Below are 26,542 nucleotides of genomic sequence, written 5' to 3' on the forward strand. Positions count from 1 at the left end.
GGTCGCCGCCAGAAATCTTCTGGCACTGGCGATTCTTTGCGCCGAAGCCGCTTCATGCCGCAGCTCAGTCGTGGCGCGCATGGTCTGCCGGCGAGTTCGCCAGACATTTCCTCTGCAGCCGCCCATCCGATGTGCAGGTCGGCATGGGATGGCCATCACTCTTGTTCGCGCGACTCGAACAGGAACGGCGACAGAAAGCGCCAATTTGGGCTGACTGTCTACGCCGCGCCGCCGCTTTGTCACCCTTCGCTCCGCACGATGGCCGCCTACCGAACTACTCGGTTCCCGGAGCCTGTACGATGAAAAAGCGCGTTCACATTGGCCTGGCGGTTCTGTTCGTTCCCACGCTTGCGGCAGCGGCATTTGCTGCGTATCGATACGGCGAATCGGCTGCCGCACCCGGCGTCGGTGTCGGCATCTCCGCTCCGTCAGGCGCAACGGCCGCGGCACCCGCCGACAACGCAGGTATCGCGTATGCGGCGGCCTCGGACGTTGCACCGAATCCCGTCGTCACCGTCGCGGTCACCGGCACGGTATTTGCCGATACCGACGCAGACGGACAACGCGACGCGGGCGAAAGAGGTCTGTCCGGAATATCGGTCACCGACGGAAAGCTCTGGGCGACCACCGACGCCGACGGAAGGTACCGGATCGACATCGATCCGAAGCGGCGCAAAACCGATATGGTCTTCGTCGTGTCGCCCAACGGATACACCCCGACATTGCGCGCCGACTACGTGCCGCAATTCTTCCGTCCGATCGCGGAGAGCGCCGGACCGGTGTCGGGCGTCGATTTCGCGATGGTCCCCGATGCCGGTGCGAAGAATCCGAACGAACGATGGTTGATGGTGTCGGACATGGAAACCGACAACCGGATCGTCGACGGCGAGGTCCGGGCAGTGCGCACGCTTGCGAACTGGACCCGCCACGTCAAAACCCTGTCCGCGGTCGACGACGCCGGCCTGACCATCACCACCGGCGACATCACCGTCACCGACTACACGCCCGAGGCGCGGCGACAAGGTTCCTACGATGTCCTGCGTCGCGGTCTGACCGATGGCCGGCTCGGCCATCCGTTCTATCCGGTGATGGGCAACCACGATGCCACCGGCGCGGCCGACTACAGCAGTTCGATGGAATATTGGCGTCGCAATCTCGGCCCGGAGTGGTACAGCTTCGACCGTAACGGCCGGCATATCGTCGTGTTGGAGAACAACTACGATACGTCCAACATCGCTCCGCAGTTGGAATGGCTCAGGGAAGACCTGCGCCGTCATGCGGCAGGCAAGCAGGTGTTCGTGTTCGCTCACCGCTCGCTGTTCTCCGTGTGGAGCGGCGGTGCGAGCATCCAGCCCATCGTCGACGAGCTCGCCAAGTACAACGTGCGCATGTTCGCCGCCGGCCACAACCAACAGGCGGGATTCCGACGCGGCGCGTTCAAGCGCTCGGTCGAGGTCAACAACATGGGCGTATACGGCCTCGATGGCGCGCGTCCTGACTTCAAGGTCCTGGATTTCAGCCAGATCAGCGACGACCCCCGCACCCGGCGCAATGAAGACGTGGGCTATGTCACCGGCGTCCATCGTCAGTTCGAGGTGTACGACGTTACCGCGCTGGTGAGCCCGGCGCAGAACGGCCGCTACGGCGCTTTCGGTACTGTTCCGATCGAACTGTATGCCGAAGACGGCGGCAGAACGCCGTCGAGCGCTTCGCTGACGATTCGCAACGCGTTCGGCTGGGTGGTCTGGCGCAATCGATCGATGCCGTTCGGCCGGAAGTCCGCGCCGACCGGCGTTGAGAATTGCTACATCGCGCCCGAAGCGGGCGCGAAAGCCGAGCCCTGCCCGCGCGCGCGCCACGCCTGGACGCGCGTGAGCGATCAGATCGCGGGCTTGCCTGCCGGCCGTTACAGCGCCGAGATGGTGGCGGTCGACACCCAGGGACGGGCATGGCCCACGCAGCGCACTCGTTTCGAGGTATTGCCGCGCTTCGCCATCGCCGAACCCAGAGCGGGCCAGGAATGGGCGCGACAAGGCGGCGACGAAGCCGGCCGTTCGGCCAGCCAGGACGATCCCGGCGCGTGGTTGGATCTGCGCTGGACCGCGCACACCGGCGAGCAATTCCATCTCAACGGCGCCGCGGTCAGCCGCGGCCGCTTGATCGTGGCCTCGCAGGCCTTCGACTCGCCCTACAACATGATGCTGGCTTACGACCTGCGCAACGGTCGCGAACTGTGGCGGACCTATCTCGACGGCGACGCCGAATCCTTTCCGACCGTGCATGCCGGTCGCGCCTACCTGACGACCGGCGTCGGCCGGACCTATGCGCTCGATGTCGCCAGCGGACGCGTGGCCTGGGAAACCATCGACGACGAGTATCGCTTCGGCCCGACCGTGCGCCGCTACGCGCAAACCGGCGGCCCGCTGAGCGTGTTCCGCTTGCCGTCCGGAAACTCGTCGTCGCGCGCACGCAACGTGGGCGTGTATCAGAACTGGGAACAGATCATCTGTCGCGATGCCGATACCGGCGAACGCCTGCCGGGCGGCTTCAAGGCACCCACCGGCTGGGGCGAATTTCACAGCACCGCGGTGCGTTTGCCTGGTTCGACTTACGCGTACCTGCACTCCGGCTCCAGTCAAACGTTGATCCAGATGGATCTGTCGACTTGCAGCCAGGTCGCGAAGGCGGACACCGGCGGCGATCTTTTCTCGCACTCCTCGCCGACCTTCACCCAGCCCGCCAACGGCGTGCCGCAGGTAGTCACCGCGACCTGGAGCGGCGTTCGCGGACACGATCTGAACACCAATGCGGTGAAGTGGTATGCGAACCTCGGCGCGGGCACCAGCACCGGTGCCTGCCCCGCCGGCCCGCCGCCCGTGACCAGCCCCGCGACGTGGGGCGACATGGTCTACGTCGCCAGCCGCGACGGTGTGGTGCGTGCGTACGATACGCAAAGCAGTAATCCGGCCACGCCGGTGTGGACGACCGAACTGGGCTACGCGGCCGGCAGAAGTCCGGTGGACGATGTCACCCGCGTCGAACCCGGTTGCGCCAACATCGAAGTCGGCGCGCCCGCCATGCATGCGCTGGTCACCTCCAGCGTGGTCTATGTTGGCACCTGGGACGGTCGCCTGATCGTGCTCGACCGAAAAAGCGGTAAACAGATCACCCAGTACAACCTGGGCGCCGGCGTGGCCTCGGCGTTGTCGGTCAGTGGCGATTGGCTATTCGCACTCACCGACGACGGCACGGTGCACGCGCTGGTGGCTCGACGCAGCCGTCTGCCGTGGTCACCCAGGTAACGGCAGGAGTCCCGCCCCACTCTTGTTCGGTACGCGAACAGGAATGGCCATAACCGGGACGGTACCGTCCGCTTGGAGCAGTTTCGGGGCTGCGAATCGGCTTCGGCTCGCTACTTGAAGAGCGTCATCTTCAATCAGCGGGGTCGCAGTGGCGGCCCTGCAGTTCGGAGGGGCTGGGTTTTCAGTTATCCGATCCCCACGACAAGGGCCGCCGATGCGGCCCTTGTCGTATCCGGGATTCGGGAGACAGTGTCCGGCCCGAGGGCCGGCAGGGCGCTGTCTTGGCCTTGCATCCAAGCAGTCACAAGCCGTTTCCATCAATGAGCGCATACTGCGCCGGCATTCGGTAAGCCCGAGAATGCGCCGCGGTGCCGGTGCGAAGCTGGACGAGACGTCTTCAAGGGCGAATACAGCGCAAGCGCTACTTCGGTTCGAGATGAGCCATGGCCGACCAGAGAACACGCACATGAGCAGGCCCAACCAACGAGAGTGGAATCTGGCCATGGCGCGCGGCGTGGCTGCGCGCCAAGCCGGACGGCCCATCACCGCCGTGCCGGAGCGCGGCGCGAACGAAAAATCCCGCGTGCTGAGGGAGGCATGGGAAAGCGCGTGGCGGATAGAGGACGTGCGCCGGCAACGATGACGCGACGGTTCGGATCGGCGGCCGTCGGAGGCGCCGGGCGATATGGCCGATCACCAGCAGGAGGTCCCGCGATGGAAACCACGATCACTCATTATCGTTGCGGCGATTGCGGAAGCGAGCAACTCGTGCAGCCGAGCAATCCCCATCCCGACGACATCATCACCTGCGTCAGCTGCGGTGCGACCTGGACCGTTCGCGAAGTGCAACAAGCCAGTCTCGAAGCGACGACGTTGGCCGCCATCGACAAGCTGGACGACGTGATCGGCAAGGACTGAGTCCGCTGCAGCGGCGGCTTGCCTTACCCAGACGATCGCCGGGACGAGTGCACGATCTAGTTTCGCGTTCGGCCGTGCGGGCGCGTAATAAGCGGCAGATCACCCACGCTCATCGGTATCGTGTTTTTCCCGCTTGGCGCGATCGGTGCGATCCACCGATAAGCGCCGGCGTAAACCGCGCGCCACACACAACGTGTAGCCACGTTAAACGCCCGGCCCGTTGGCGCTCGAGCATGCGTTCTCACTCAATCCGTTCTCATCGGATCGGTCTTCATTCACTTCACTAACGCGATCGTTCGTCGATTCAACGCAATGCCATGGCTCGTCATCGCATCGGCGGTGCGACCATGCGCGCCCGGCTCGCGTCGGTGAGTCTGAACCGGACGGTTTCCGCTCACGCCTTCGTCCCCCGTTGTTAACGAAGCGCGGCCTAGTTTCGTCGCAAGCGACAAAACGGCCACATCACCCGCGATCGCCGCGTGCATTGGCAGACGCAGCGATCCGCAACAACGGAGCTACCCAATGAAATCATCCACTCTTGTTCTCGGCACCCTGTTTACCGTTGCGCTGTCGAGCGTAGCCATCGCGTCTCCTCAGACCGCAGGTGGGAATGCTCAGGCGACGGCGGCCACGACTACCGACGAATCCACTCAGCCGGTAGGCGACACCTGGATCACGACCAAGGTCAAGACCGAACTGGTCGCCAAGAAGGGCGTTCCTGGCACCGACATCAACGTCGAAACCGTCAACGGCACAGTGACGTTGTCCGGTCACGTCACCAAGGCGCAGGCGAAACGTGCGATCGCGATCGCCGAAGGCGTCAAGGGCGTCAAGAACGTCGATACGAGCGCGCTGGTCACCGACGAGGCGGCCCACAAGTAAGCGAGCGGTCCAACGGCTGAGCGATGGGCTCGACGAAGCAGCTACCGCGCCGCGTTCGAGCGCGAATCGAACGTCGTCGTAGACATAGAACGTGGATCGCGGGCGATCAGGCTGCGGCCTGAGGCCTTCACAGTCCGGCGCCGAGCGCCGGCTTCCCGAACACTTTGCGCCAGGAGTTTCAATGAATATCGACACCAAGATCACCCACAGCCTTAACGATTTGATCGAAATTGCGCGCGACGGCAAGGACTTCTATGCCGAGGCGGCTAAGAAGGTCGAAGACACAGAACTGTCGGCGTTGTTCATCCGCATCGCCGGCGTCAAGGACGAACTCGTCACTTCGCTGGGCTCGGCCGTGGTCGCCGCGGGCGGCAAGCCGGCCGATCACGGGACCTTCGTCGGCACGATGCAGCAGTTCTACGGCAAGGTCCGCGCGACGCTCGGCGACAATAAATACGGTTATGTCGCCGAGCTCGAAGAATCGGAAGACCGCCTGTTGAAGGCGTTCAACGATACGCTGAACGATGCCGATACGCCTGCCGCCGCGCGCACCGAAGTCGAACGTCTGCTGCCGCGCGTTCGCGAGTGCCACAAGATCATGAGCAACCGTAAGCACGCTATGAAAGCGGCGTAATGAAATCGGTCGACCGACCGTTCGATGATGCATGATCCAACCGATTGACGATAAGGGCCGCAGATGCGGCCCTTATCGTATCCGCGGCGCGGCTATCGCCGATGGCTCGCGATGGCCGCGACGGCGCTGTCCGCCTGCGGCTATCGACTGTTGTTGATCAACACCGCCAATCCGCCGGCGCCGGCCACTGCGATATCGATCTTGCCGTCCTTGTCGAAGTCGGCGAGCACCGGGGTCTGCGGCAACAGCGCGGACGGCAGGTCTTGGCGATTGACGAGCTTGCCGGTGCCGTCGTTCTCGAACACGGTCTGCCAGATGCCGACGACGGAAGAGACCACGATGTCCGGGTCGCCGTCGTTGTCCAGGTCGGCGATGCGCACGGCCACAGGGCCGGGCACGAAGGTCGAATTCTTGAGCAGATCGGCCAGGCCGGCCGGTGCTTGCGTGGTCAGGCTGCGGTCGATGCGTTCGCGTTCCTGCGCCACGCGCTGGCGGACGATGTCGTCGTCCGGTCCCTCGCGTCCGATGTCGGCGTAGTCGGTCCTGGCGAACGGTTCGCGGCCGGCGTCGGACAGGAATACGCCGGATAGGAACACGGAAATGTCGAAGCTGAAGGAGTTCGCGGTGACGTAATCGTCGACGCCGTCGCCGTCTAGATCGGCCACGGCGACGTCTTCCGGAATCACGCCGGCGCGCAGGTTGCGGACCTTGCTGAAGGTGCCGTTGCCGTTTCCCTTCATCAGCACCACGCCCTGCAGTGCGCCGTCGAGCACGGCGATATCGGGGTAGCGGTCGCCGTTCAACCGGGTCTGCCTCAGCGCGGCGCTGACGCCGAGCAACGGGCTGTTGAGGGTGAACGGATAGCTGCCGCGCAGTTCGCCGCGGCCGTCGCCGAGGAAGGTGGTGATGCCCAGCACCGTGCCGGTCACCAGATCGAGCCTGCCGTCGCTGTTGGTGTCGAGCAATGGACTGAACAGTTGCCCGCCGAGCGCGACGAACTTGGTGTCGCCGGCGCGGAAGCTGCCGTCGCCGCGACCCAGCAACACCGCCACGAACGGGCCGGTCTGTACCGAGATATCCGCATTGCCGTCGCGATCGATATCGCCCACGCCGACCGATTGGGTGGCGTAGAGGTAGGGCATGTCGAACAAGCCGGTCGCCGGATCCTTGAGCTTCACCGCGATCCGGATCGGCGGACCGAAGCTGCCGTCGCCCTTGCCGAGCATCACCACCGGGGTGCTGAAAGGAAGGTAGGGCGAGGCGATGACCAGGTGCGCGTTGCCGTCGTTATTAAAATCCGCGGTGTCCATCGAATCGGCCGACGGACCCGGGCCGATGAAGTCGCCGGTGGGATAAATCTTGGCCGCTTCGAACGAGATCGCCGCCTGCGCGGTTGTACCCGCTATCAGGCCGCAGGCGGCCAGCAGCGCCAGAACCAGAGTCTTCGCTTTCATCGTGATGTTCTCCCGTGGGGTGGATCGAACGGCCAGCGTCGCCGCGGCGCGGAGCTTGGTGATTCAGACGCGCCGGCTTCAGCGCCGGCAGTGCGCGGGCGCGGCGGTCGCGACCGGCGTGAACCGCGCGTCGCCCATGACGATCGGCGCGCGCCACCACGGCGGCGCGTTGGCTTGTCCCCACCAGTTGCGCTCGAGAGCCGCGTGCAGCCCTTTGATCTGCAGATCGTGTTTGCCGCCGCCGTCGAAGCAGTTGTTGCCCACGCTGCCCAGCGCGCCGCCGCCGAAATCCAGCGTCGCCTGGGTCGGCGCGGCTGTCAGCAGACTGCGTTCGAGGTTGAGGTTGTCGCCGCGGCCCGCGCCGAGGTCGCTGTTCTGTATCCGGCCGCTGAGCCGGCTCACCGGCGCGAGAATGGCGAGTTTGAGGTTGTGGAAACGGTGGCCGACGATGCGGCTGTTGTCGATGTCGAAATGGATCCGTTCGACCGCGCCAGCGCCGCTGAGGCTGGTCATCGCGTTGGAGCTGATCGTCACGCCGTTGTTGACGCAGTTCTCGAGCCGGCTGTTGCGCACTTCCAGCCACAAGGTATTGCCCGCGCCGGCGCTGGTCATCACCAGGCAGTCGCCCAGATTTCCGGCGTAGGTAAAGGGACGAGCGAGGTTCTGGAACGGCGCGCCGGTCGAGTCCTTGGCGATCACGTTGTCGAGTTTGAGTTCCAGGTACGAGCCGATGCCGAGGTTGAGGCCTTCGATGACATCGCCCGGTACGTCGACGAACGAACTGTTGCGCACTTGCACCGCGGCGCGTGCGGCGCCGCTGTTGATGACTATTTCCAGGCCGTTGGCCGACCACCCGCCCAGGCTGCGGTAGAAGGTGTTGCGGTTGATATCGGCGATCAGCTGCGAATCGCCGGCAAGCGTGGCGAACACGCCTTCGGAATCCGAACTCGGGCTGCCGGCATCGCCGATGTCGTATTGCGTGTTGCGATCTAGCGCGGCGTCGAGCCGGGCGCGGTCCAGCGTCTGCATGCCGATCGCCAGCACCGACAAGATGCCGCGCAGCAGCGGCCCCTGCTTGATGCCGTACACGGTGTTGCCGTCGATGCGAGCGGTGTAGTCGGCGTCGCCGGACAGACGCAGGTCGATGCCGTCGCCGCATTCGGAATGGCGGACGATGTTGTCGTGCACCGCCACGTGGCCGTCGCCGTGGTCGGCATCGATCATGATCGCCGCCCAACCGTTGGGCAACGGCAGCGGCTGCGGAATCACGATGCCGGGAATGGAACTGGGAATGCTGATCGGCGGGATGATCAGCCCGAGCGCGCAGCCGCGGTTGTGGCCGACGATCTCATTGTCGTGAACGCGCACGCCCGGCGCGTTGCGGCCGTAGATGCCGCCGCGCCGCGGGTTCTCGATCAGCAGGCCGGCGACTTCCGCGCCCGGCGCCAGAACGACCGCATCGCCGTCTAAACCGCTGCCGGTATTGGTGATACGCGCCGCGCGATCGGCGCCGGCCGCTTCGCCCAGCAAGACCTGTCCGGGTTTCAGCGCGATGCCGCCGTCGAGCGGCGCCCGGGCGAGCGGCGCGGCCAGGACCACGATGGTGTCGCCGGGTGCCGATGCCTGTTCGACCGCGCGCAGCGAACGATAAGGCCGCGCGCGGCTGCCGTCGGCGACCGCACTTTCCGCTGCGTCGGCACCGACATGGAGCAGCTTGCCGCTGGCCGATGCGGTCCCGAAAGTCGTCATCGGGCAAGCGGCCGCTAGCAGCAATGCGATCGCCTTGATCCGCCGGGCACGCGGTGTCGGTGAAGTCATCGAGCATGGTTGTCGCATGACGTCCTCTGCATGGTTGGGCGGAGGGGTTCCGCCTTCGGGCTGCTTGGTCGGGCGTGATCCGTCGCTCAGCGCGACGGTTCCTCCCAGACGATGGTTTCGTCGCGCTCGCCCATGCCGCCGGCGACCCACGCGCCGAAGCGCTGCTCGACCTCGTCGCGCCGCACCTTCATCGCCGGAGTCATGATTCCGTTGTCGATCGTCCATGCCTCGCGCACGATGCACAGGCGGGCGATTTTCTCGTGGCTTTCCAAACCGGCGTTGACCTGTTCCATGTCCTCGCGCAGTTCGTTGCGCAGTTGTTCGCGCGGTTTGGATTTGGCGTGAGCGGCGAGGGTCATCAGCATCACCGGCTGGGTCAGGCCGGCGCCGATCAAGCACATCTGGTCGATGTCGGTATTGCGCGCCAGCGCGCCTTCGATCGGCGCGGGCGCCACGTACTTGCCCTTCTGGGTCTTGAAGATGTCCTTGAGCCGGCCGGTGATGTAGAGATAGCCGTCCGCGTCCAGGCGGCCCTTGTCGCCGGTTTTCAGCCAACCGTCGTCGGTGAAACTGGCGCGGGTCTGTTCGGGATCTTCGTAATAGCCGAGCATGACGCCGGGATGGCGCAGCTGGATTTCGCCTTCCTGCGACAGCCGGAAACCCGCATCGGGCATCGGCCGGCCGACCGAACCGAAGCGCACTTCGCCTGCGATATTGAGCGAGCAGTAGGCGCCGGACTCGGTCGGCCCGTAGCCTTCCTGGATGGTCACGCCGAGCTTGTCGCGGAACCAGGCCAAGGTCGAGGGCGGAATCGGCGCGGCGCCGGTGAGGCAGAAGCGCGCGCGATCCAGGCCGATCGCGCGCCGCAGCTTGCGCCTGAGCACGCGGCCCACCAGCGGCAGCGACAGCAACATATCGAGCCGGCGCTGCGGCAGTTTGTGCAAGATTCCCGCCTGCAAGCGCGACCACACCAGCGGCACGCCCATGAACCGTGTCGGCGCGACCTGCGGCAACTGCTCGGCGAGCTTGTCGAACGATTCCAGAAAATGCACCTGCGCGCCCCACAGCAGGCTGGCCATTTCCACCGCCAGGCGTTCCAGGAAATGGGCCAGCGGCAGGTACGAGAACAGGCGCTCATCCTCGAGCGGCGGCGGTGTGACCTTGTCGAACGCGCCGCGCAGATAGCGCAGGTTGCGCCCCGACAGCAGCACGCCCTTGGGATTGCCGGTGGTGCCGGAGGTGTAGATCAACAGCATCGGCCGTTCCGGCGCGGGCGGGTGATAGCTGCGCAGCGGCTGCACACCCGCAGCGAAGTGGTCCCAGTCGTCGTCGCCGCGCGGCGCACTGGGATAAGGCAGACGGATCTTGAGCAGGCCGTCGGGCACCGCGGCGAGGAAATCCTCGCCATCGCTCATCGGCCCGAGAAACAGCGCCTTGGCCCGGCTGTGTTCGAGCATGTAGCGGGTGACCTTGGCCGACTGCTTGGGGTACAGCCCGACCGGAAGATAGCCGGCCATCTGGATCGCAAGGTCGGCCAGCACCCAGTGCGCGGTGTTGAGTCCGCTGATCGCGATCCGGCTGCCGGCCTCCCAGCCTTGCGCGCGCAAGGCCGCGGCCATGCATGCGACTTCCTCGGCCGCTTCGCGCCAGGTCCACACGCGCGTTCTGCCCTGGTTGGGCTGGAACAGCCACGCCTGCGTCGGGCACAGCCGCACCCATTGCAGCAGCGCTTCGACCGGCAAGGCTTGCGAGTCCGGGCGCGCGATCATCGGTCAATCCCGGCGGTACATGGTGACCACGCAGGCGCCGCCCAGGCCGAGATTGTGCTGCAGCGCGATCCGCGCGCCCTCGACTTGCCGCTCGCCGGCGGTGCCGCGCAATTGCCAGGTCAGTTCCGCGCATTGCGCCAGCCCGGTCGCGCCCAGGGGATGTCCCTTGGACAGCAGGCCTCCGGACGGATTGACCACGTAACTGCCGCCGTAGGTGTTGTCGCCGTTGAGGATGAACGATTCGGCCGCGCCTTCGCCGCACAGGCCCAGCGCTTCGTAGCTCAACAACTCGTTGGCGGTGAAGCAGTCGTGCAGCTCGATCACGTCCACGTCTTCCGGGCCGATGCCGCTGCGTTCGTAGACTTGTTGCGCGGCCTCGCGACTGAGGTCGTAACCGACCATGCGGATCATGCTGCCCGCGTCGAAGCTGGAGGCGTAGTCGGTGGTCATGCTCTGCGCGACGATCCGCACCGGCGCGGCGATGCCGTGGCGGCGGGCGAACTCGGGCGAACACAGCACCGCGGCGGCGGCGCCGCAAGTCGGTGGGCAGCATTGGTAGCGGGTCAGCGGATCGAACACGTCCTCGGAGGCGAGGATCTGTTCGATGCTCAAGGGTTCGTTGAACAGCGCGTAGGGGTTGCGCGCGGCATGGCGGCGCGCCTTTTCGGCGATCTTGGCGAAGGTGTCCTTGCGCGTGCCGTAGCGCCAGCGGTACTCGCGCCCGGCGCCGCCGAACATCTGCGCCGCCACCGGCGCGGCGGTCATGCCCTGCACGTCGGCCATGACCTGCGCGTGCCGGCCCAGCGGGGTTTCGCGATCGTCGAACTTGGAGCCCAGCGCGCCCTTTTCCATTTTCTCGAAGCCCAGCGCGAGCACGCATTCGGCCGCGCCGCTTTCTACCGCCTGCCGCGCCAGCCACAGCGCGGTCGAACCGGTCGAACAGTTGTTGTTGACGTTGACCACCGGAATGCCGCTGAGCCCGAGTTCATAGACCGCGCGCTGGCCGCAAGTCGAATCGCCGTAGACATAGCCGGCATAGGTTTGCTCGATGCGCTCGAAGCCGATGCCGGCGTCTTCGAGCGCGGCCAGGCCGGCCGCGCGCGCCATCTCGAAGTACTCGGGGCTGGCGCCTGGCTTGGCGAAGCGGGTCATGCCGACGCCGAGAACGCAAACGGGAGTGCTCATGCCTGGGTGTCCTCATGGAGGCGGTCGGCCGGGGTCGGCGCGGCCGACCGCGGTTCGGCGCGGTGGGCGGCGAGGCGATCGAGCGAGTGCGCCAGGCGCAGTTCGCCCTCGACCCGCAGACGGCCGCGTTGGAACAGATCGTGGGCGCGAGCGGTACCGGCGAACAGCGCGCTCAAGTCGCGATCGTTGATATGGAACGTCGCCGTCGCGGCCTGGCTGATGCTGCTGCGTATCGACGGCTTGGGCTCGCGCAGATCCGCGGTCCAGCCCGATTCCGGAGCGTCGACCTGGAACGACACGACGCAGCCGGCCCAGTCCGGCGGCGCATCGCCGGCGGTTTCCCAGTGCCTGCTCAATTCGGCGAACAGCCGCGGCAGATCCGAGGCGCGCGGCGGCGCGCCGTCGGTTTGCGCGCGAGTGGCTGGCCCGCGGGGGGCTGGCCCGGTCGCGACAGCGGCAGACGACCGCTCGGCCAATACCGCCTGCAACAGCGCCGGATCGATCTTCTGCAGAAACATCAGTTTCTGCGAGGCCATGATGTTGCCGGCGATCTTGAGCTTGCCGCCGAAGTACAGCTTCTGCGCATCGGCGTGGCCGGTGCTCATCGCGACGAAATCGGCGTCGTCCAGTTCCAGGGTCGCATCGGCCGATTCGTCCACGCCCTCGGCTACCGTGCCGTCGCCGGACTTCAGATCCAGGAACCATTGCGATTCGGGCCGATGCAGTTTGAACTGGAAACGCGTGCGGACCTGATCGCCCAGCCCCGGGTTGTCGGCGATGTGGCGGCGGATCGTTTCGAACAAGTCCGTGGACGTCGCTTCGAGCGGCGCGGCGACCGCGACCGGGTCTTGCGCGGCGGCCTGCGCTGTCGCGCCGGCACGGCGCGCCTGCACGCGCGCAAAGGGCTCGGTGCCGATCGCGTGCAGCGCGGCGAGTTTCTGCGAGGCCATGAGGTTGCCGGCGATCTTGAGCTGGCCGCCGAAGTAAAGCTTCTGCACTTCGCCGATAGGTCGGGTGACCAAGGTCTGCACATGCTCCTCGTCGAGTTCCAGCGTGCAGTCGGCGCGTTCGGCCACGCCCGGCCGGCATTCGCCGGCGCCGTTGCGCAGATCCAGCACCCAGTCCGAGTCGGGGCGATGGACCTTGAACTGGAACACGGTGGCGACTTGCGATGCCAGCTCCGGATGCCGGGCGACATGTTCGCCGATGACCTCGAAGGCTTCCACGGCGGTGAGGTGGTTCGCGGCCTCGGGCGTATCGGTGGCAGCGGGCGGCGACGATGCCGCCGCCGCTTGCGCCGGTTCGCCCAGTTCCAGCGCGGCGTGGCTCACCACGAGCTTGTCGCGTTCCTTGACCTTGGTTTCGAACACGAAGCGGTTCTCGCCGTCGCGCCAGATCCGCGTCACCAGCGTTTCCCCCGGGAACACGCTGTCGGCGAAGCGCACCCGGATGCTCTTGAAACGGCGGCCGTCGTTGCCGGCGAAACTGCGCAGCACGTGGCGCGCGACGAAGCCGTAGGTGCACAGCCCATGCAGGATCGGCCGGTCGAAGCCGAACGCGCGCGCGAACGCCGGATCGGCGTGCATCGGATTCCAATCGCCGGAAAGCCGGTAGAGCAGGGCCTGATTGGGATCGGTGCGTTCCTCGACCACCGCGTCGGGTTCGCGATCCGGCGCGGCATTGCGTTCCGAACTCGGCCCGCGTTCGCCGCCCCAACCGCCGGCGCCGCGCACGAACAGGCTGATCTCGTTGTAGGCGAGTTTCTCGCCGCTTTCGTCGAAGCTGTCGCAGCCGATCACCACGACCGCATGTGGATTCTTGTCGTAGGCGGTCTTGAAGGCGAAACGATGGGTCAGCTGCGCTTTCGGCGGCAGCGGACGCAGCAGTTCGGTGTATTGCTCGCCGTGCAGGATCCGGTCCAGGCCGTAGTTCAAGCCCTTCAGGCCGCGACCGTCGCGGGCGAGGTTAAGGAAGGTATTGAGCGCGGGCATCACCGCATACGTCGGCACGGCCTGGAACTGATCGCCCAGTTCGTAGACGTAACGCAGCTCCTGCGGGTCCAGCGCGTCGCGCGCGGCGCCCACGCCAAGCGCGTACAAGGCCAGATCGCGTTCGTCGTAACTCGATTGCGCTTCCAGGGTGTCGGCGCTGGCCGCATCGAGATCGATGAACTCGTTGCCGCCCAGGCGCGGTTTGGCCGCGCCTTCCAGAATCGGCGCGACCGATTCGGTGGTGGAGGTCGGGTAGGTGGGCGCGGCGAAATCGGCGATCTCGCCCCAGCGCGCCTGCATCTGTTCCGGACCCAGGCCGCCTTGCGGAAAGAACACGCCGCCGCTGCGTTGCCAGCGCAGTTTGCCGACGTAACCGGCGCCGACTTCGAACAGGCCCTTGGTCTGATCGCAGCGCTCATGGCACAGCCACGCGACCAGGGCGGTGACCGACTCGGGCTTGAGCAGGTCCAGCACCTCTTGCGGCAGCACGGTCGACAGCAGGCGCGAAGCCGCCACCGGCGCGATCACATTGACGTGGATGTTGCGCGCGCGGCCTTCCTCGGCCAAGGTCTGGGCCAGGCCCACCACGGCGAGCTTGGCCGCGCTGTAATTGGCCTGGCCGAAGTTGCCGTACAAGCCCGCCGCCGAGGTGGTCATGACGATGCGGCCGTATTGCTTGTCGCGCAGGATCGGCCAGACCGCCTGGGTCACTCGCATCGAGCCGAGCAGGTGCACCCGATAGATCAGGTCCCAGTCCTGCTCGCTCATTTTTTGGAAACTAACGTCGCGCAGGATGCCGGCGTTGTTGATGAGGATGTCGACGGTGCCGAAGGCGTCGATCGCGGCCTGCGCGATCGCCTCGCCGTTTTCGACCGAATCGTAATTGGCCGCGGCCTGCCCGCCGGCGGCGACGATCTCGGCGACCACCGCATCGGCCGCATGCGTGCCGGCGCCGCCGCCATGAGCGCCGCCGCCGAGGTCGTTGACCAGCACGCGCGCGCCGCGCGCGGCCAAGGCCAGCGCATGCGAGCGGCCCAGGCCCGCGCCGGCGCCGGTGACGATGGCGACTTTTCCGTCGAATCTAAGTGTTTCGGTCATTGCCGGGTTCTCCGTGATCGCCCGCCGCTTACAGCGAACGGGCGATGATTTCCTTCATGATTTCGTTGGTGCCGCCATAGATGCGCTGCGCGCGCGCATCGAGGTAGGCGCGCGCGATCGGGTATTCGAGCATGTAGCCGTAGCCGCCGTGCAGCTGCACGCATTCGTCCACGACCTTGCACAAAAGATCCGAGCACAAGTATTTCGCGGCGGCCGCGGCGTCGATGGGCAATTGGTCGCGCAACACCAGTTCGGTGCAGCGGTCGACGAACACCCGCGCCATCGCGATCTCCGATTTCATCTCGGCGAGCTTGAACCGGGTGTTCTGGAACGCCGCGACCGGTCGGCCGAAGACTTGACGCTGCCCGACGTAATCCTTGGTCAGGGCGAACGCGGTTTCGGCGCCGGCGATGGAGGTGATCGCGATGATCAGCCGTTCCCAGGCCAGTTCCTGCATCAGCATCATGAAGCCCTGATTCACGCCGGCCTCGCCGCCGAGCACGTTGCTTTTGGGCACGCGCACCTGATCGAAATGCAACGGCGCGGTGTCCTGGGCCTTGAGTCCGACTTTCTTGAGCGGCTTGCCCTTGACGAAGCCCGGGCGGTCGGCCTCGACCAGGATCAGGCTGATGCTCTTGGCGCCGCGGTCGAGCTGATCGTCCATGCGCACCGCGACGATGGCCAGATCGCATTGCAGCCCGTTGCTGATGAACATCTTGGCGCCGTCGACGATGTAATCCTCGCCGTCCTCGCGCGCCACCGTGCGGATGCTCTGCAGGTCCGATCCGGTGCCCGGTTCGGTCATCGCGATCGCGCCGACGCTCTCGCCGCTGGCCATGCGCGGCAACCAGCTGCGTTTCTGTTCTTCGCTGCCGTAATGCAGCAGGTAATTGGCGACGATATCGGAATGCACGACGAAGCCGACACCGCTGGCACCGACGGCGAGCTGTTCTTCCATCATCACCATGCTGTGCAGGCGGTCGCCGCCGGCGCCGCCGTATTCGGCGGGGATCGCGCAGCACAGCAAGCCCAGTTCGCCGGCGCGGTTCCATAGTTTGCGGTCGACCTGTCCGGCTTCTTCCCAGGCCTCGTGGTACGGCGCCACGTCTTCGCGGAAGAATCGCCTGGCGCTGTCGCGGAATGCATCGTGGCCGGCGTCGAACAAGGTTCTGGGGAGCATGCGTTACTCGATGGTTGGGCGGACGATGGCGATGGGAGGATCCGATCTTGCGCGGACGCGGGCGCGGCCGTGAGTCGGCGGCGCGCCAGATCGCTTAGCTTTTCGGGACAAGGCGGACGACGGAGGTGACCGCGGCACCCGCTGCGGCGACGTCCTGCGGCGGTTTCAGCACGGCCTCGTTGTCTGCGCCGAGTTCGGGCGTGTCGCCGCTGCGAGTCGACGCGTTCTCGTAGCGAATGGGGCAGGCGAACGCCGGTTTTCCGCGAAAGTCTTCGACCATGCCGCGCGCCAGCACTTGTTCGTCGCGTAAGGCTTCGCCGAGCGTGAGCACCGGCGAGACGCAGCAATCGACCGCGTTCAAGCGGCGCAGCCAGTAATCGCGATCGCGCGAACGCAGGATCAGCGCCAGCACGCCGTGCAAGGGCGCGAGTCTGCGCTTGAGCCGTTGCGGGTCCAGCGGCGGCGAGGGCGCTCGCTGCGGCGCCGGCGCGGCGCTGTCGAGGCGGACAGATTCGGCTTCGCGATCAACGCGCCCGAATGCCCAGCGCAGCGGCCACGGCGCGGACTCGCGCAGCGCCGACAACAAGGCGCGGAAGAACTTGGGCTCCAGCGCGGCGACCGCCAGATGACGGCCGTCGCGGCAGCGATAGACCCGATAGTTCGGCAGTCCGCCGGTCAGCATGCCATCGCCGCGGGTTTCGACCTCGCCGCGCTCGCGCAGGGTCGACAGCGCGATCTGCTGCAAGGCCAGGGTTCCATCGAGCATCGCCACGTCGACCATGCAGCCTTGCCCGGATTCGCGCGCGCCCAACAACGCGGCGAGCACGCCGGTCGCCGCGGTCAGCGAACCGCCGGCGATGTCGGCGATCTGCACGTTGGCCAAACCCGGCAGCCCGCCGCCGTTGCCGAGTTGGTCGAGCACGCCGGCGTAGGCGCAATAGTTCATGTCGTGGCCGGCGCGGTCGCGGTAGGGGCCGGTCTGGCCGTAGCCGGTGATCGCCGCATAGACCAGACGCGGGTTGATCCGCTTCAAGGCCGCATAGCCGCAACCGAGCTTGTCCATCACCCCGGGGCGGAAGGATTCGATCACCGCGTCGCAGCTTTCGACCAGGCGATGAAACGCTTCCACGTCCTCGCGGCGGGTCAGATCCAGACTGACCGAGCGCTTGCCGCGGTTGACCAGCGCGAACAACTCCGGCGACAGCCGGCGCGCGTAGTCGCCGCCGTCGGGATGCTCGATCTTGATGACCTCGGCGCCGAGCTGAGCCAGATACAGCGTGCACAGCGGACCGGGCAACAGGCGGGTCAAGTCCAGCACGCGCACGCCGCTCAACAAGGAATTGCTCATGGACGCTCCGCGGCCCGCGAAGTGTGATGGGGCAGGCCAACCGGTTCAGTTTCCCCGCGATGCGCCCGTTGCAATCAGTACCGAGCATGTCAACATGATTAGCATTAAGGGCCACGATGAGACCGATGCGCTCTACCACGCCCCCGCCGACGCGCGCGGCCGATGCCACCGCGGATCGCTCCCGCCCGCGCGCGCCGTTGCGCAATTCGCTGCCGGCGGCCTACCTGCGCAAGATGCTGGAGCTGGCGGCCGAGCGCGGAGTCGATCCGGCCGAGTTGTTGGTCGGCAGCCGGCTGACCCTGGAGCTGCTCGACAATCCCAACCTGCGGGTCATGGCGCGCGACGCGGCGTACGTGATGCGGCGTACGGTGGAGCTCAGCGGCGATGAAGGGCTGGGCATGGAGTTCGGCCTGCGCACGATTCCCAACGCGCACGGCTATCTGGGTTACGCGGCGATGAGTTGCATGACCTTGCGCGATTCGCTGAGCCTTGTGATGAACTACATCCACCTGCGCGAGCGCGACGTCAGCCTGCATCTGTTCGAGCAGGGCGAAATCGCCGTGCTCGAAGCGCGCGACACCCACGACCTGGGGCCGTGGCGGCAGCTGATCCACGAGTCGATTCTGATCGGCCTGACCCGCATGAGCGGTTTCATGCTCGGCGAGGCGCAGCCCGAATTCGAACTGTGGTTCGACTGGCCGGAACCGGCGTATTACCCACGCTTCCGTTCGCGCATCCCGCCGGTGCGTTACTCGATGCCGGCCAATCAACTGCGCTTGCCGCGCGCGTATCTGGACCGGCGTCTGATCACCGCCGATCAGGCCGCGGCGCGCCAGGCCACCGAACACATCCAGCGCGAAGCGGCGAGCGCGAATCTGTCCGAGGTGAATCTGCTCGAGCGAGTGCGCAGCGAACTGGGCCGTGCCGACAACGGCTACCCGGGGTTGGAGCAAGTGGCCTCGCATTTGTTCATGTCCGGCCGCACGCTCAAGCGCAAGCTCGGCGAACACGGCGTGGGTTTTCAGGAACTGCTCGACGAAGTGCGCGAACGCGATGCGATGCGGATGCTGGCCGATCCGGACACCGACATCCAGGCCATCGCCGCCGCGCTGGGCTATCAGGACCCGCCTTCGTTCACCCGCGCGTTCCGCCGCTGGACCGGGACCACGCCGAGTCTGGCGCGGCAGCGTTTGATGAGCTGCGACTGAGCCATGCCGTTGCCGCGCAGCGCCATCGCATGCGCGGCAACGGGTTCCCCATGACTAATTGCAACTGCGCGCGATCAGCGGCAACGCCGCGCGGCGACCGTTGAGGCGGCTGTCGAGATAGGCCACGGCCGAGGGCAAGGCCGCCGCGACGAAGGCCACGTGCTCGCCGGCGATGCCGCGCCAGTAGTGCACCGGCGTGCCGGCCTCGCACCAGGCTTGCACCAGCCGGTCGGTGCCTTCGATCGGGATCAGCTCATCGAAGATGGCGTGATACACGAAGATGTCGAAGTCCGGCGACTTGCCCGGCTGCGGCAGGTTGATCTTCGGCAAGGTCGCCAGTACGCCGGGTGCGTTGAGCGGATCGGCGACGGTGGTGTAGTCGGCGAAATGCCCGATGAAAGGCGCGTTGAGAATGTCCGTGCTGATGCCCAGGCAGCTGTCCTTGGTCGCTTGCGCCGCGGCGACGCCGCGCGCGTTCAAGATCGGCGTGATCATCTCCGGATAGGCGCGGTTGACGCCGATCACCGCCGAGTAGCCGAGGAAGAAAAACGCATTGCCCAGGCCGCTGTCGAAGGCGTTGACCGCGCTGCCCAGATCGGCGGGCGTGCCGCCCGACGCGGTGCCGACGATATTGAGTTCCGGCGCGTAACTGCGCTTGAGTGTCGCCGCCCAGGCCGTGGCCAGTCCGCCGCCGGAATAGCCCCACATCGCGATCGGCGTGGCGCTCCTGGACAGTTTGAGCGGTTTGAAATTGAGCGCGGCGCGGATGCCGTCCAGGGTGATTTGTCCTGCGATCTTGCCCACCGCGTAAGTCGAGTCGGGGCCTTGATGGTCGGGTATCACCACGGTCCAGCCCAGGGTTTTCAGGCCGATCAGATACTGCGCCGGTTCGAGCTGAGCGCTGAAGCTGAAGTCCGGAATGATCTCACCGGCGACCTGGTGCGAAGGCGCGCAGCCCAGGCCCAGACTGTCTTCGGCGTATTGATACGACACCAGCTTGCTCGCGCCGATCTGCGACACCGGTTTGACCACGGTGGCGACCGCGGCGATCGGGCGATCGTTGTGATCGCGCGAAACGTATTGGATCCGCCAGGCTTGATTGAGCATCGGGATGCCCAGGCTGGGACGGAACAGGATCGGACGCGATTGCAGCACCGTGCCCACCGGCAGGTTCGGAAACGGTTTGGGTTGGGCGTAGAACGGATCGGCGTCCGGTGTCGCCGCGAACGGCACCTCGGCGGCGGCGAGCGCGGGCGCGATGGTCAACGCGATGGCCGCCAGCGTGGCCGCGCGGCGGAACAGACTGCGCCGGCAAGCGCGCAGCGGGCGGGTACGGAGCGAGAACATGACGGAACCTCCTCGGCTGAAGGCATCGGTTGCATCGCGTCGGGATCGCCGGCCGATCGTATCGATCGATCGCGCCTGCCGATCGCATCGCGACCTTCACATGCGCACGGCGCGGGCGCGAGCGGCGAACAGGCCAAGGTGGTTAGCGGATCGGGCCGGCCGGCCGAATCTGCCCAGGCCGGCGGCGCGGCTATATCGCGCCGATTTCGCGCCGAGCGCGAGCGGCTCAGCCGAGAAACGGCGCGTGGTCGGCGGCGATCCGCCGCAGTTTGGCGGGATTGCGCTGCACCTGGATTTGCACGATGCGCTCGCCGTCGGTGTCGTAGGACTGCGCCGACTCCAGTTCATCGCCGAAGTAGCGCAGCACGCCCAGGCGCCCGTTGATCGAGGCCAATTCGATGCGCAAGTCGTGCTTGTGCCGCAGCGTGCAGGCGAACAGCAATTGAGCGATGCGCTGGCCGCCGACCATCGGCTTGGGGAAACTGGTGACGACGCCACCGCCGTCGCCGATGAGGGTGGCCGATTCGGCCATCATCGCCTTCATGGCGTGGAAATCGCCGCGGGTCCAGGCCTGGGCGAAGCGCTGCATCAGGCGTTGATGCGCCTGGGCCGAAACCACATAGCGCGGGCGTTCTTCGCGCAGCTGGCTCTTGGCGCGATGCACGATCTGCCGGCACGCGGCCTCGCTCTTGTCGAGCGTGCGCGCGATGTCGGCGTAATCGGCGTCGAACACTTCGCGCAGCAGGAACGCCGCGCGCGCTTCCGGGGCGAGCCGTTCGAGCACGGTCAAGAACGCGACCGACAAATCGCTGGAGGCTTCCTGCAGCGCTTCGGGCGTGTCCGGCGCATCGCTGAGCACCGGTTCGGGCAACCAGATGCCGACATAGTGTTCGCGGCTGGCGCGCGCGCGCCGCAGCCTATCGATCGAGCGCCGGGTCGTGGCGACCACCAGCCAGGCGTCCGCGTCGCTGACATGGCCGGGCGCGGCTTCGTTCCAGCCCAACCAGACGTCCTGGACCACGTCCTCGGCTTCGGCCAGGGAGCCGAGCATGCGATAGGCCACGCCCAGCAGGCGTGGTCGCAGTCGGGTAAACAGATCGGTCGCGCCTTCCATAGAACCCAGGTCGAAGCAGGGGGCCCGTTTGTGACGGGCCTGGCTTGTAAGGGAGCTTGCCGTCGGAGACTCGATTGTGAGGCATGCGGCGCCCGGTCGGCGAAAACCGCCCCCGCCGGACGCCGCCGCGGCCCGGCTCAGGGCACCGGGATCGACACGGGCTTGTCGATATCCTTCAACAAAAACGCCAGGAACTTGGCGGGTTTGTCCTTGCTGGCGTTGCGCCCGACGGTGTGCACGTCGTCGGGGCCCTCGTGGAAACTCTGGCCTGGCGTCAGCGTCACTTCCTTGCCGCCGGCCACGCCCATCACGATCGAACCTGCCAGCACATAGACCACGGCGTGAGCGTCGTGACGATGCACCGAGTCGGCGCCGCCCGGCGGGAATTCCACTTCGAGCAGCACCAGTTCCTTGCCCGGATAGTCGGACAAGGGCTTGGTGGTGATCGTCTTGACGGTGGGAGGCGACGCGCCGGTGGCGTGCGAGCCGTGAGCGCCGTGAGCGGCGGCGGCGCCGGAGCACAGCAGGGCGAGCAAACTGAGCGAAGCAACGATACGCATGACGGACTCCGAGGTTCGCCGTCGCGAAAGACGGCTTGGGGAAATGGTCGCGCGCGCGACGGTCGGCGGCGCGATGGCCGGCTTCAGGCCAGTTGGGCCTTGTCCAGACCGAAGGCCTTGTCCTGCGTGCCCGGCTCGACGCGGAAGCCGACATTGACGCGATTCCAGGCGTTGATCGCCATCACCGCGAAGGTCAGGTCGGAAATTTCCTTCTCCGACAACTGGGTGCGCACACGGTCGTAGATGTCGTCCGCGACGCCCTGCGGCGACAACTGGGTCAGCGCTTCGGTCCACGCAAGCGCCGCGCGTTCGCGCGGAGCGAACAGGGTCGATTCGCGCCAGGTGGCCAGATGGTGCAGGCGCAGCGGGCGCTCGCCATGGATGGTGGCTTCCTTTACGTGCATGTCCACGCAGAACGCGCAGCCGTTGATCTGCGAGGCGCGCAGGGAGACCAAGTCCTGGATCGAAGGTTCGATCGCCGACTTCTTGATCTGCATGCTGAACTCGATGAGCTTCTTGAACAATTCCGGGGACTGCTGTTGGTAATCGATGCGTTGACTCATGACGGACGCTCCAGGAAGGGTACGGGCGGGCGCGGTCGCGCCCGGTTTGTCGTCAATCTAGGCCCTGCCGCGGTGCGCCGGTAGGCCGCTGGAAGGGCGCGCGGTGTTGAGCGCGGCGCACCAATGCCCGCGGCTGTCACAAGCCGGTGCGCTGCGACGACCTTGATGCATGACTACCTCCGAGCTTTCCGCCAGTTCCGCTGAGACCGGATCGAACGTCGATCGCATCTGGTCCGAGTTCATGGTCACGTTGGACGCGCTGCCGCCGCAGGTGCGCGCGGCGTTCTTGCTGCATGAAGTGTTCGAGGCCGGTTACGACGACATCGCCCGGCTGATCGGTCAACCGACGCAGGTGTGCCGCGACCATGTCGACCAGGCGCGCGCGCTCGCGCTGAGCCGGATGTTGCCGCTGTGTCGGCCGGCGAAGGCGGTAGCGCGATGAACGCCACGACCCGGATGCCGGCCGATCATTCCGATTCGCTGTCCGACAGTTTCTCCGCCAGTTATTCCGGGGTGGTGGCGTTCATCGCGGTCGCCACCGAAGGCAGTTTCGCGCGCGCGGCCGACCGCCTGGGCGTGGGCCGCTCGGCGGTCAGCCGCAGCGTGCAGAAACTCGAGGGGCAACTGGGCGCGCGCTTGTTCTCGCGCACCACGCGTTCGACCTCGTTGACCTGCGAGGGCGAACTGTTCTTCGAGAACTGCCGCCCCGGCGTGGAGCGGATCCTGCAGGCGCTGGAGGAAATGCGCGATCTGCGCGAAGGGCCGCCGCGCGGCCAGCTGCGGATCGGGTCGACGCACGGATTCGGTCGCAAGGTGCTGGCGCCGTTGATGGCCGACTTCCGCCTGCGCTATCCGGACATCGGCCTGGAACTGGTGTTGGACGAGCGCCCGGCCGATCTGGCGGTCGATCGGGTCGACGTGGCATTCCGCGACGGCCGCCTGGACGACAGTCAGGTGATCGCCAAACAACTGATCCCGATGCAGATGCTGGTCTGCGCATCGCCGCAGTACGCGCGCCGGCACGGCGTGCCGCGGTCGGTCGAGGAACTGCGAGCGCATGCCTGTATCCACCGCCGCCTGCCCAACGGCCGGCTGCGCGATTGGGATTTCAAGATCGATGGCCGCGCGCGCGGGCTCCTGCCGTCGGGCGATATCGTGTTCAACGACGATGAGCTGACGCTACAAGCCGTGCTGGACGGCCAAGGACTGGCGCAGATGCCGGGTTTCCAGGTCTGCGACGCCCTGCGCAGCGGTGCCCTGGTGTCCTGCCTGGACCCGTTCGCGCCCGACGACGGCGGGCATTACCTGTGTTACCTGAGCCGTCGGCAATTGCCCAAGCGCATCCGCGCCTTCATCGACTTCGCCACCGCGCGGATCCGCGCCCTGGACCTGGACTGCGCGCTGGAACTGCATCGCGGCCGCGGCGATCCGGCGCGCATGGTCGCTGTCGCGGGTTGACGGCGGCCATTGGTGCGTGGCGGGAAACATCGTGAATCCGGCGGCAGGGCTACTATCGGCGCAGGCGCGCTCCTAGCATCTTCGTCGTCGCAGTCATCGCGCCGGCCGGTTCGCTCCTGTCCCGCAGCGGCGCCGGTTGCCCCGTCAGGACTTGGAGAGGTGGATCATGAAATTAGTCGTCATCGGCGGTACCGGACTGATCGGAAGCAAGGTGGTCGCGCGCCTGCGCGAGCAGGGACATGAGGCGATCGCCGCGGCGCCGTCGACCGGTATCGATATCCTCAGCGGCGAAGGGCTCGATGCCGCGATGGCGGGTGCCGACACGGTGGTCGATCTGGCCAACTCACCGTCCTTCGAAGACGCCGCGGTGATGGATTTCTTCCAGACCGCCAGCCGCAACGTGCTGAGCGCGGAGATCAAGGCGGGCGTCGGGCACCATCTGGCGCTGTCGGTGGTCGGCACCGAGAAACTGCAGGACAGCGGCTACTTCCGCGCCAAGCTGGCCCAGGAAAAATTGATCCGCGCGTCCGGGCTTGCGTACACCATCGTGCATTCCACCCAGTTCTTCGAATTCCTGCCGGGCATCATCCAGTCCGGCGCCGACGGCGGCACGGTGCGCCTGCCGACCGCGCTGGTGCAGCCCATCGCCTCGCAGGACGTCGCCGAAGCGGTCGCGCGCCTGGCGCTTCGGCCGCCGATCAACGGCATCGTCGAGATCGCCGGGCCCGAACGCGAGCCGTTGTCGGAGCTCGCGCAGCGGTTCATGCGCATCGTCCAGGATCCGCGCGAAGTGATCGGCGATGCGAAGTCGCGTTATTTCGGCGCCGAACTGCAGCGCGAGTCCTTGGTGCCCGAGCAGGCGGCGTGGCAGGGCGAGTTGAACTTCGAGGCTTGGCTCGCGCAGTCCCAGTACGCACGTTACGCGCCGCAGGCTTGAACCGTCGATCGCGCGGCCGCCGCCGAGCGAAAACGCGTCGACGTTGCCCGCCATGAGTCCGTTGCGGCCGCCATCGCCCAAGCTGCTGGACAAGTATCGCGGCGACGACGCGTTCGCGCTTTACACCGGCCGGGTGCGGGTGACCGGCGGCGAGGCGGCGCACGGGCGCGCATCGGGCGTGGCGACGTCCGACGACGGCGCGCTCGCGGTGAACCTGCGCCTGCCCATCGAACTGGGCGGCCCGGGCGGCGGCAGCAACCCGGAGCAACTGCTCGCCGCCGGTTATGCCGCCTGCTTCCATGGCGCGTTGACCTTGCTGGCCGGTCGGGCGGGAATCGTCGTGGGCGAGCTCATGGTGGAGGCTGCGGTGACCTTCGCGCGCGACCCCATGGACGGATTGTTTGCGTTGTCGGCGGATGTCCGCGTGCATCTGCCGGGTTTGGATCGCGTGCTCGCCGCCGAGTTGGTGCGCAACGCCGAACGCGTGTGTCCCTACGCAAAAATGTTCCGCCACGGCATCGACCATGTGGTGGCGGTTGCAAACCCATCGCAGTCGGCGGATTCGCGCGAGGACGCGCTCTGATCGCCGTCGCGACTGAAGGCCGGCCGCGCTCGCGACCCGATCAGCGCGCGCTTTGTCGTTGTTCCGTGCGCAGGCGTTCGCGTCGCCGCTCGGCGTTGTCCAGATCGGCGAGCGGATCGATCAAGCCGCGGTCGAAGGCTTCGACCGGCTGGCCCTGCAGGCATCGGCGTGGCCAGTCGGAGTGGGTCAACGCACCGCGTCCCAAGGCGACCAGATCGGCGTCGCCGCGCGCGAGCAAGGCGGCGGCTTCTTCGCGCAGGTGCAGCGATCCGTTGGCGAAGACCGGCACCTGGGCATGACGCTTGGCCAACGCGGCCAAACTGAGGCCGTCGCCGAAGGCCGGTTGCCAGGCCTCGAACTCGGTGGTGTGCAGGTAGTCGATCGGCAACTTGCCGAGCGTGCCGAAGATCGCCGCGGCCTGTTCGACACCGCCGCTCCATTTGTGCACGAAGTCGTTGACCTTGGCTTGCGATACGCGCACGCCGAGCGGGAAATCCGGACCGACCGCCTCGCGCACCGCTTCGACCGTCTCCACGGTGAGGCGCAGGCGCCGTTGCAGATCGCCGCCGTAGCGATCCTCGCGCAGATTGACGCCCTCGCTCAAGAACTGATCGAGCAGATAGCCGTTCGCGCCGTGCAGTTCCACGCCGTCGAATCCGGCCTCGCGCGCCCGCGTCGCGGCCTGCGCGAAGCCGTCCACCGCCGCGGCGATCTCCGCTTCGGACATCGGCGTCGGCAACCGGTACTCGCCGCTGCCGCGATAGAACGCCATCTGCACGCCCTTGGGGCGGACCGCCGAAGGGCCGCGCGTGTCGGCGCGATGCGGATTGGCCTGGGCCAGTGCGCCGGCGTGCATCAGCTGCGCGATCATGCGGCCGCCGCGCTCGTGCACGCCTTCGACGATGGGCCGCCATGCGTCGCGTTGCGCATCGTCGGACAGGCCCGGCTGGAACTGATAGCCCTGCGCGTAGGCCTTGTCGGTGTAGATGCCTTCGGAGATCACCAGGCCGAAGCCACCGTCGGCGAAGGCGGCGTAGTACTTGCCCATGCGTCGCGTCGGCTGGCCGTCGGGCGCGGCGCTGATGCGGGTCATCGGCGCCACCGCCAGCCGGTTGCGCACAGTCAGCGTACCCACGCGCAATGGCGCGAACAGCGGTGAGGTGGGGATCGAAGCGTCTGCGGCGATGGCCATC

At 66.7% G+C, this 26,542-nt stretch carries 21 protein-coding genes; 9 read left to right on the top strand and 12 right to left on the bottom strand.

Annotation, left to right across the window (positions count from 1 at the left end):
* The first annotated feature begins 299 nt into the window (after nt 1-299).
* From ACTOWJ_RS13105 to ACTOWJ_RS13120, 4 genes are all read left to right on the top strand, one after another.
* Complete coding sequence (locus ACTOWJ_RS13105) at nt 300-3,302, top strand: outer membrane protein assembly factor BamB family protein (RefSeq protein ID WP_441335057.1); 3,003 nt, start codon at nt 300-302, stop codon at nt 3,300-3,302.
* A gap of 714 nt (nt 3,303-4,016) precedes the next feature.
* Nucleotides 4,017-4,220, top strand: a complete 204-nt coding sequence (locus ACTOWJ_RS13110) for a hypothetical protein (RefSeq protein WP_441335058.1) — start codon at nt 4,017-4,019, stop codon at nt 4,218-4,220.
* 522 nt (nt 4,221-4,742) lie between these two features.
* A complete protein-coding gene (locus ACTOWJ_RS13115; RefSeq protein ID WP_441335059.1) occupies nt 4,743-5,102 on the top strand; it encodes a BON domain-containing protein in 360 nt (119 codons plus the stop codon).
* Nucleotides 5,103-5,283: 181 nt separating this feature from the next.
* Entirely contained in the window at nt 5,284-5,736 is a 453-nt protein-coding gene (locus ACTOWJ_RS13120; protein WP_441335060.1) for a PA2169 family four-helix-bundle protein, read from the top strand.
* Between the two features lie 140 nt (nt 5,737-5,876).
* Here ACTOWJ_RS13120 and ACTOWJ_RS13125 read toward each other — a convergent pair whose 3' ends face one another.
* From ACTOWJ_RS13125 to ACTOWJ_RS13155, 7 genes are all read right to left on the bottom strand, one after another.
* Nucleotides 5,877-7,190 carry an FG-GAP repeat domain-containing protein gene (locus ACTOWJ_RS13125; RefSeq protein WP_441335061.1) on the bottom strand — a complete coding sequence of 438 codons (1,314 nt, stop codon included), beginning with the start codon at nt 7,188-7,190 and terminating at the stop codon, nt 5,877-5,879.
* Between the two features lie 78 nt (nt 7,191-7,268).
* Complete coding sequence (locus ACTOWJ_RS13130) at nt 7,269-8,939, bottom strand: DUF1565 domain-containing protein (protein ID WP_441335062.1); 1,671 nt, start codon at nt 8,937-8,939, stop codon at nt 7,269-7,271.
* 155 nt (nt 8,940-9,094) lie between these two features.
* On the bottom strand, nt 9,095-10,777 hold the full coding sequence (locus tag ACTOWJ_RS13135) for an AMP-binding protein (protein WP_441335063.1): 1,683 nt from the start codon (nt 10,775-10,777) through the stop codon (nt 9,095-9,097).
* Nucleotides 10,778-10,780: 3 nt separating this feature from the next.
* Nucleotides 10,781-11,962 (bottom strand): lipid-transfer protein, encoded by a 1,182-nt coding sequence (locus ACTOWJ_RS13140; RefSeq protein ID WP_441335064.1) that lies wholly within the window; start codon nt 11,960-11,962, stop codon nt 10,781-10,783.
* Complete coding sequence (locus tag ACTOWJ_RS13145; protein ID WP_441335065.1) at nt 11,959-15,051, bottom strand: SDR family NAD(P)-dependent oxidoreductase; 3,093 nt, start codon at nt 15,049-15,051, stop codon at nt 11,959-11,961. The genes ACTOWJ_RS13140 and ACTOWJ_RS13145 overlap by 4 nt, the downstream gene beginning before the upstream one ends.
* A 28-nt stretch (nt 15,052-15,079) precedes the next feature.
* Entirely contained in the window at nt 15,080-16,231 is a 1,152-nt protein-coding gene (locus ACTOWJ_RS13150) for an acyl-CoA dehydrogenase family protein (RefSeq protein ID WP_441335066.1), read from the bottom strand.
* 94 nt (nt 16,232-16,325) lie between these two features.
* Nucleotides 16,326-17,579, bottom strand: coding sequence for a CaiB/BaiF CoA transferase family protein (locus ACTOWJ_RS13155; protein WP_441335067.1), 1,254 nt, complete (start codon nt 17,577-17,579; stop codon nt 16,326-16,328).
* 125 nt (nt 17,580-17,704) lie between these two features.
* Between ACTOWJ_RS13155 and ACTOWJ_RS13160 the strand changes: the two genes are divergently transcribed.
* On the top strand, nt 17,705-18,787 hold the full coding sequence (locus ACTOWJ_RS13160; protein ID WP_441335068.1) for an AraC family transcriptional regulator: 1,083 nt from the start codon (nt 17,705-17,707) through the stop codon (nt 18,785-18,787).
* Nucleotides 18,788-18,841: 54 nt separating this feature from the next.
* Here ACTOWJ_RS13160 and ACTOWJ_RS13165 read toward each other — a convergent pair whose 3' ends face one another.
* From ACTOWJ_RS13165 to ACTOWJ_RS13180, 4 genes are all read right to left on the bottom strand, one after another.
* Nucleotides 18,842-20,134: a lipase family protein gene (locus ACTOWJ_RS13165; RefSeq protein WP_441335069.1), complete on the bottom strand. Its 1,293-nt coding sequence runs from the start codon at nt 20,132-20,134 to the stop codon at nt 18,842-18,844.
* A 226-nt stretch (nt 20,135-20,360) separates the two neighbouring features.
* Nucleotides 20,361-21,248: an RNA polymerase sigma-70 factor gene (locus tag ACTOWJ_RS13170; RefSeq protein WP_441335070.1), complete on the bottom strand. Its 888-nt coding sequence runs from the start codon at nt 21,246-21,248 to the stop codon at nt 20,361-20,363.
* 137 nt (nt 21,249-21,385) lie between these two features.
* Nucleotides 21,386-21,808 carry a cupin domain-containing protein gene (locus tag ACTOWJ_RS13175; RefSeq protein WP_441335071.1) on the bottom strand — a complete coding sequence of 141 codons (423 nt, stop codon included), beginning with the start codon at nt 21,806-21,808 and terminating at the stop codon, nt 21,386-21,388.
* Nucleotides 21,809-21,891: 83 nt separating this feature from the next.
* Nucleotides 21,892-22,371 carry a carboxymuconolactone decarboxylase family protein gene (locus ACTOWJ_RS13180; RefSeq protein ID WP_441335072.1) on the bottom strand — a complete coding sequence of 160 codons (480 nt, stop codon included), beginning with the start codon at nt 22,369-22,371 and terminating at the stop codon, nt 21,892-21,894.
* A gap of 169 nt (nt 22,372-22,540) precedes the next feature.
* Between ACTOWJ_RS13180 and ACTOWJ_RS13185 the strand changes: the two genes are divergently transcribed.
* The 4 genes from ACTOWJ_RS13185 to ACTOWJ_RS13200 all read left to right on the top strand — a co-directional run bounded on the left by ACTOWJ_RS13185 (nt 22,541) and on the right by ACTOWJ_RS13200 (nt 25,349).
* Complete coding sequence (locus ACTOWJ_RS13185; RefSeq protein WP_441335073.1) at nt 22,541-22,813, top strand: sigma factor-like helix-turn-helix DNA-binding protein; 273 nt, start codon at nt 22,541-22,543, stop codon at nt 22,811-22,813.
* A complete protein-coding gene (locus ACTOWJ_RS13190; protein WP_441335074.1) occupies nt 22,810-23,829 on the top strand; it encodes a LysR family transcriptional regulator in 1,020 nt (339 codons plus the stop codon). Before ACTOWJ_RS13185 ends, ACTOWJ_RS13190 begins: the two co-directional genes overlap by 4 nt.
* 166 nt (nt 23,830-23,995) lie before the next feature.
* Nucleotides 23,996-24,766 carry an SDR family oxidoreductase gene (locus ACTOWJ_RS13195; RefSeq protein ID WP_441335075.1) on the top strand — a complete coding sequence of 257 codons (771 nt, stop codon included), beginning with the start codon at nt 23,996-23,998 and terminating at the stop codon, nt 24,764-24,766.
* Between the two features lie 52 nt (nt 24,767-24,818).
* The gene (locus tag ACTOWJ_RS13200; RefSeq protein WP_441335076.1) at nt 24,819-25,349 is read left to right on the top strand and encodes an Ohr family peroxiredoxin; all 531 of its coding nucleotides are present in this window, start codon (nt 24,819-24,821) and stop codon (nt 25,347-25,349) included.
* Nucleotides 25,350-25,389: 40 nt separating this feature from the next.
* On the opposite strand, the gene ACTOWJ_RS13205 is transcribed toward ACTOWJ_RS13200, so the two are convergent.
* Nucleotides 25,390-26,541, bottom strand: a complete 1,152-nt coding sequence (locus ACTOWJ_RS13205; RefSeq protein WP_441335077.1) for an oxidoreductase — start codon at nt 26,539-26,541, stop codon at nt 25,390-25,392.
* Between the last annotated feature and the right edge of the window lies 1 nt (nt 26,542).

Source organism: Lysobacter sp. CA199, assembly GCF_052078715.1.
GTDB lineage: Bacteria > Pseudomonadota > Gammaproteobacteria > Xanthomonadales > Xanthomonadaceae > Lysobacter.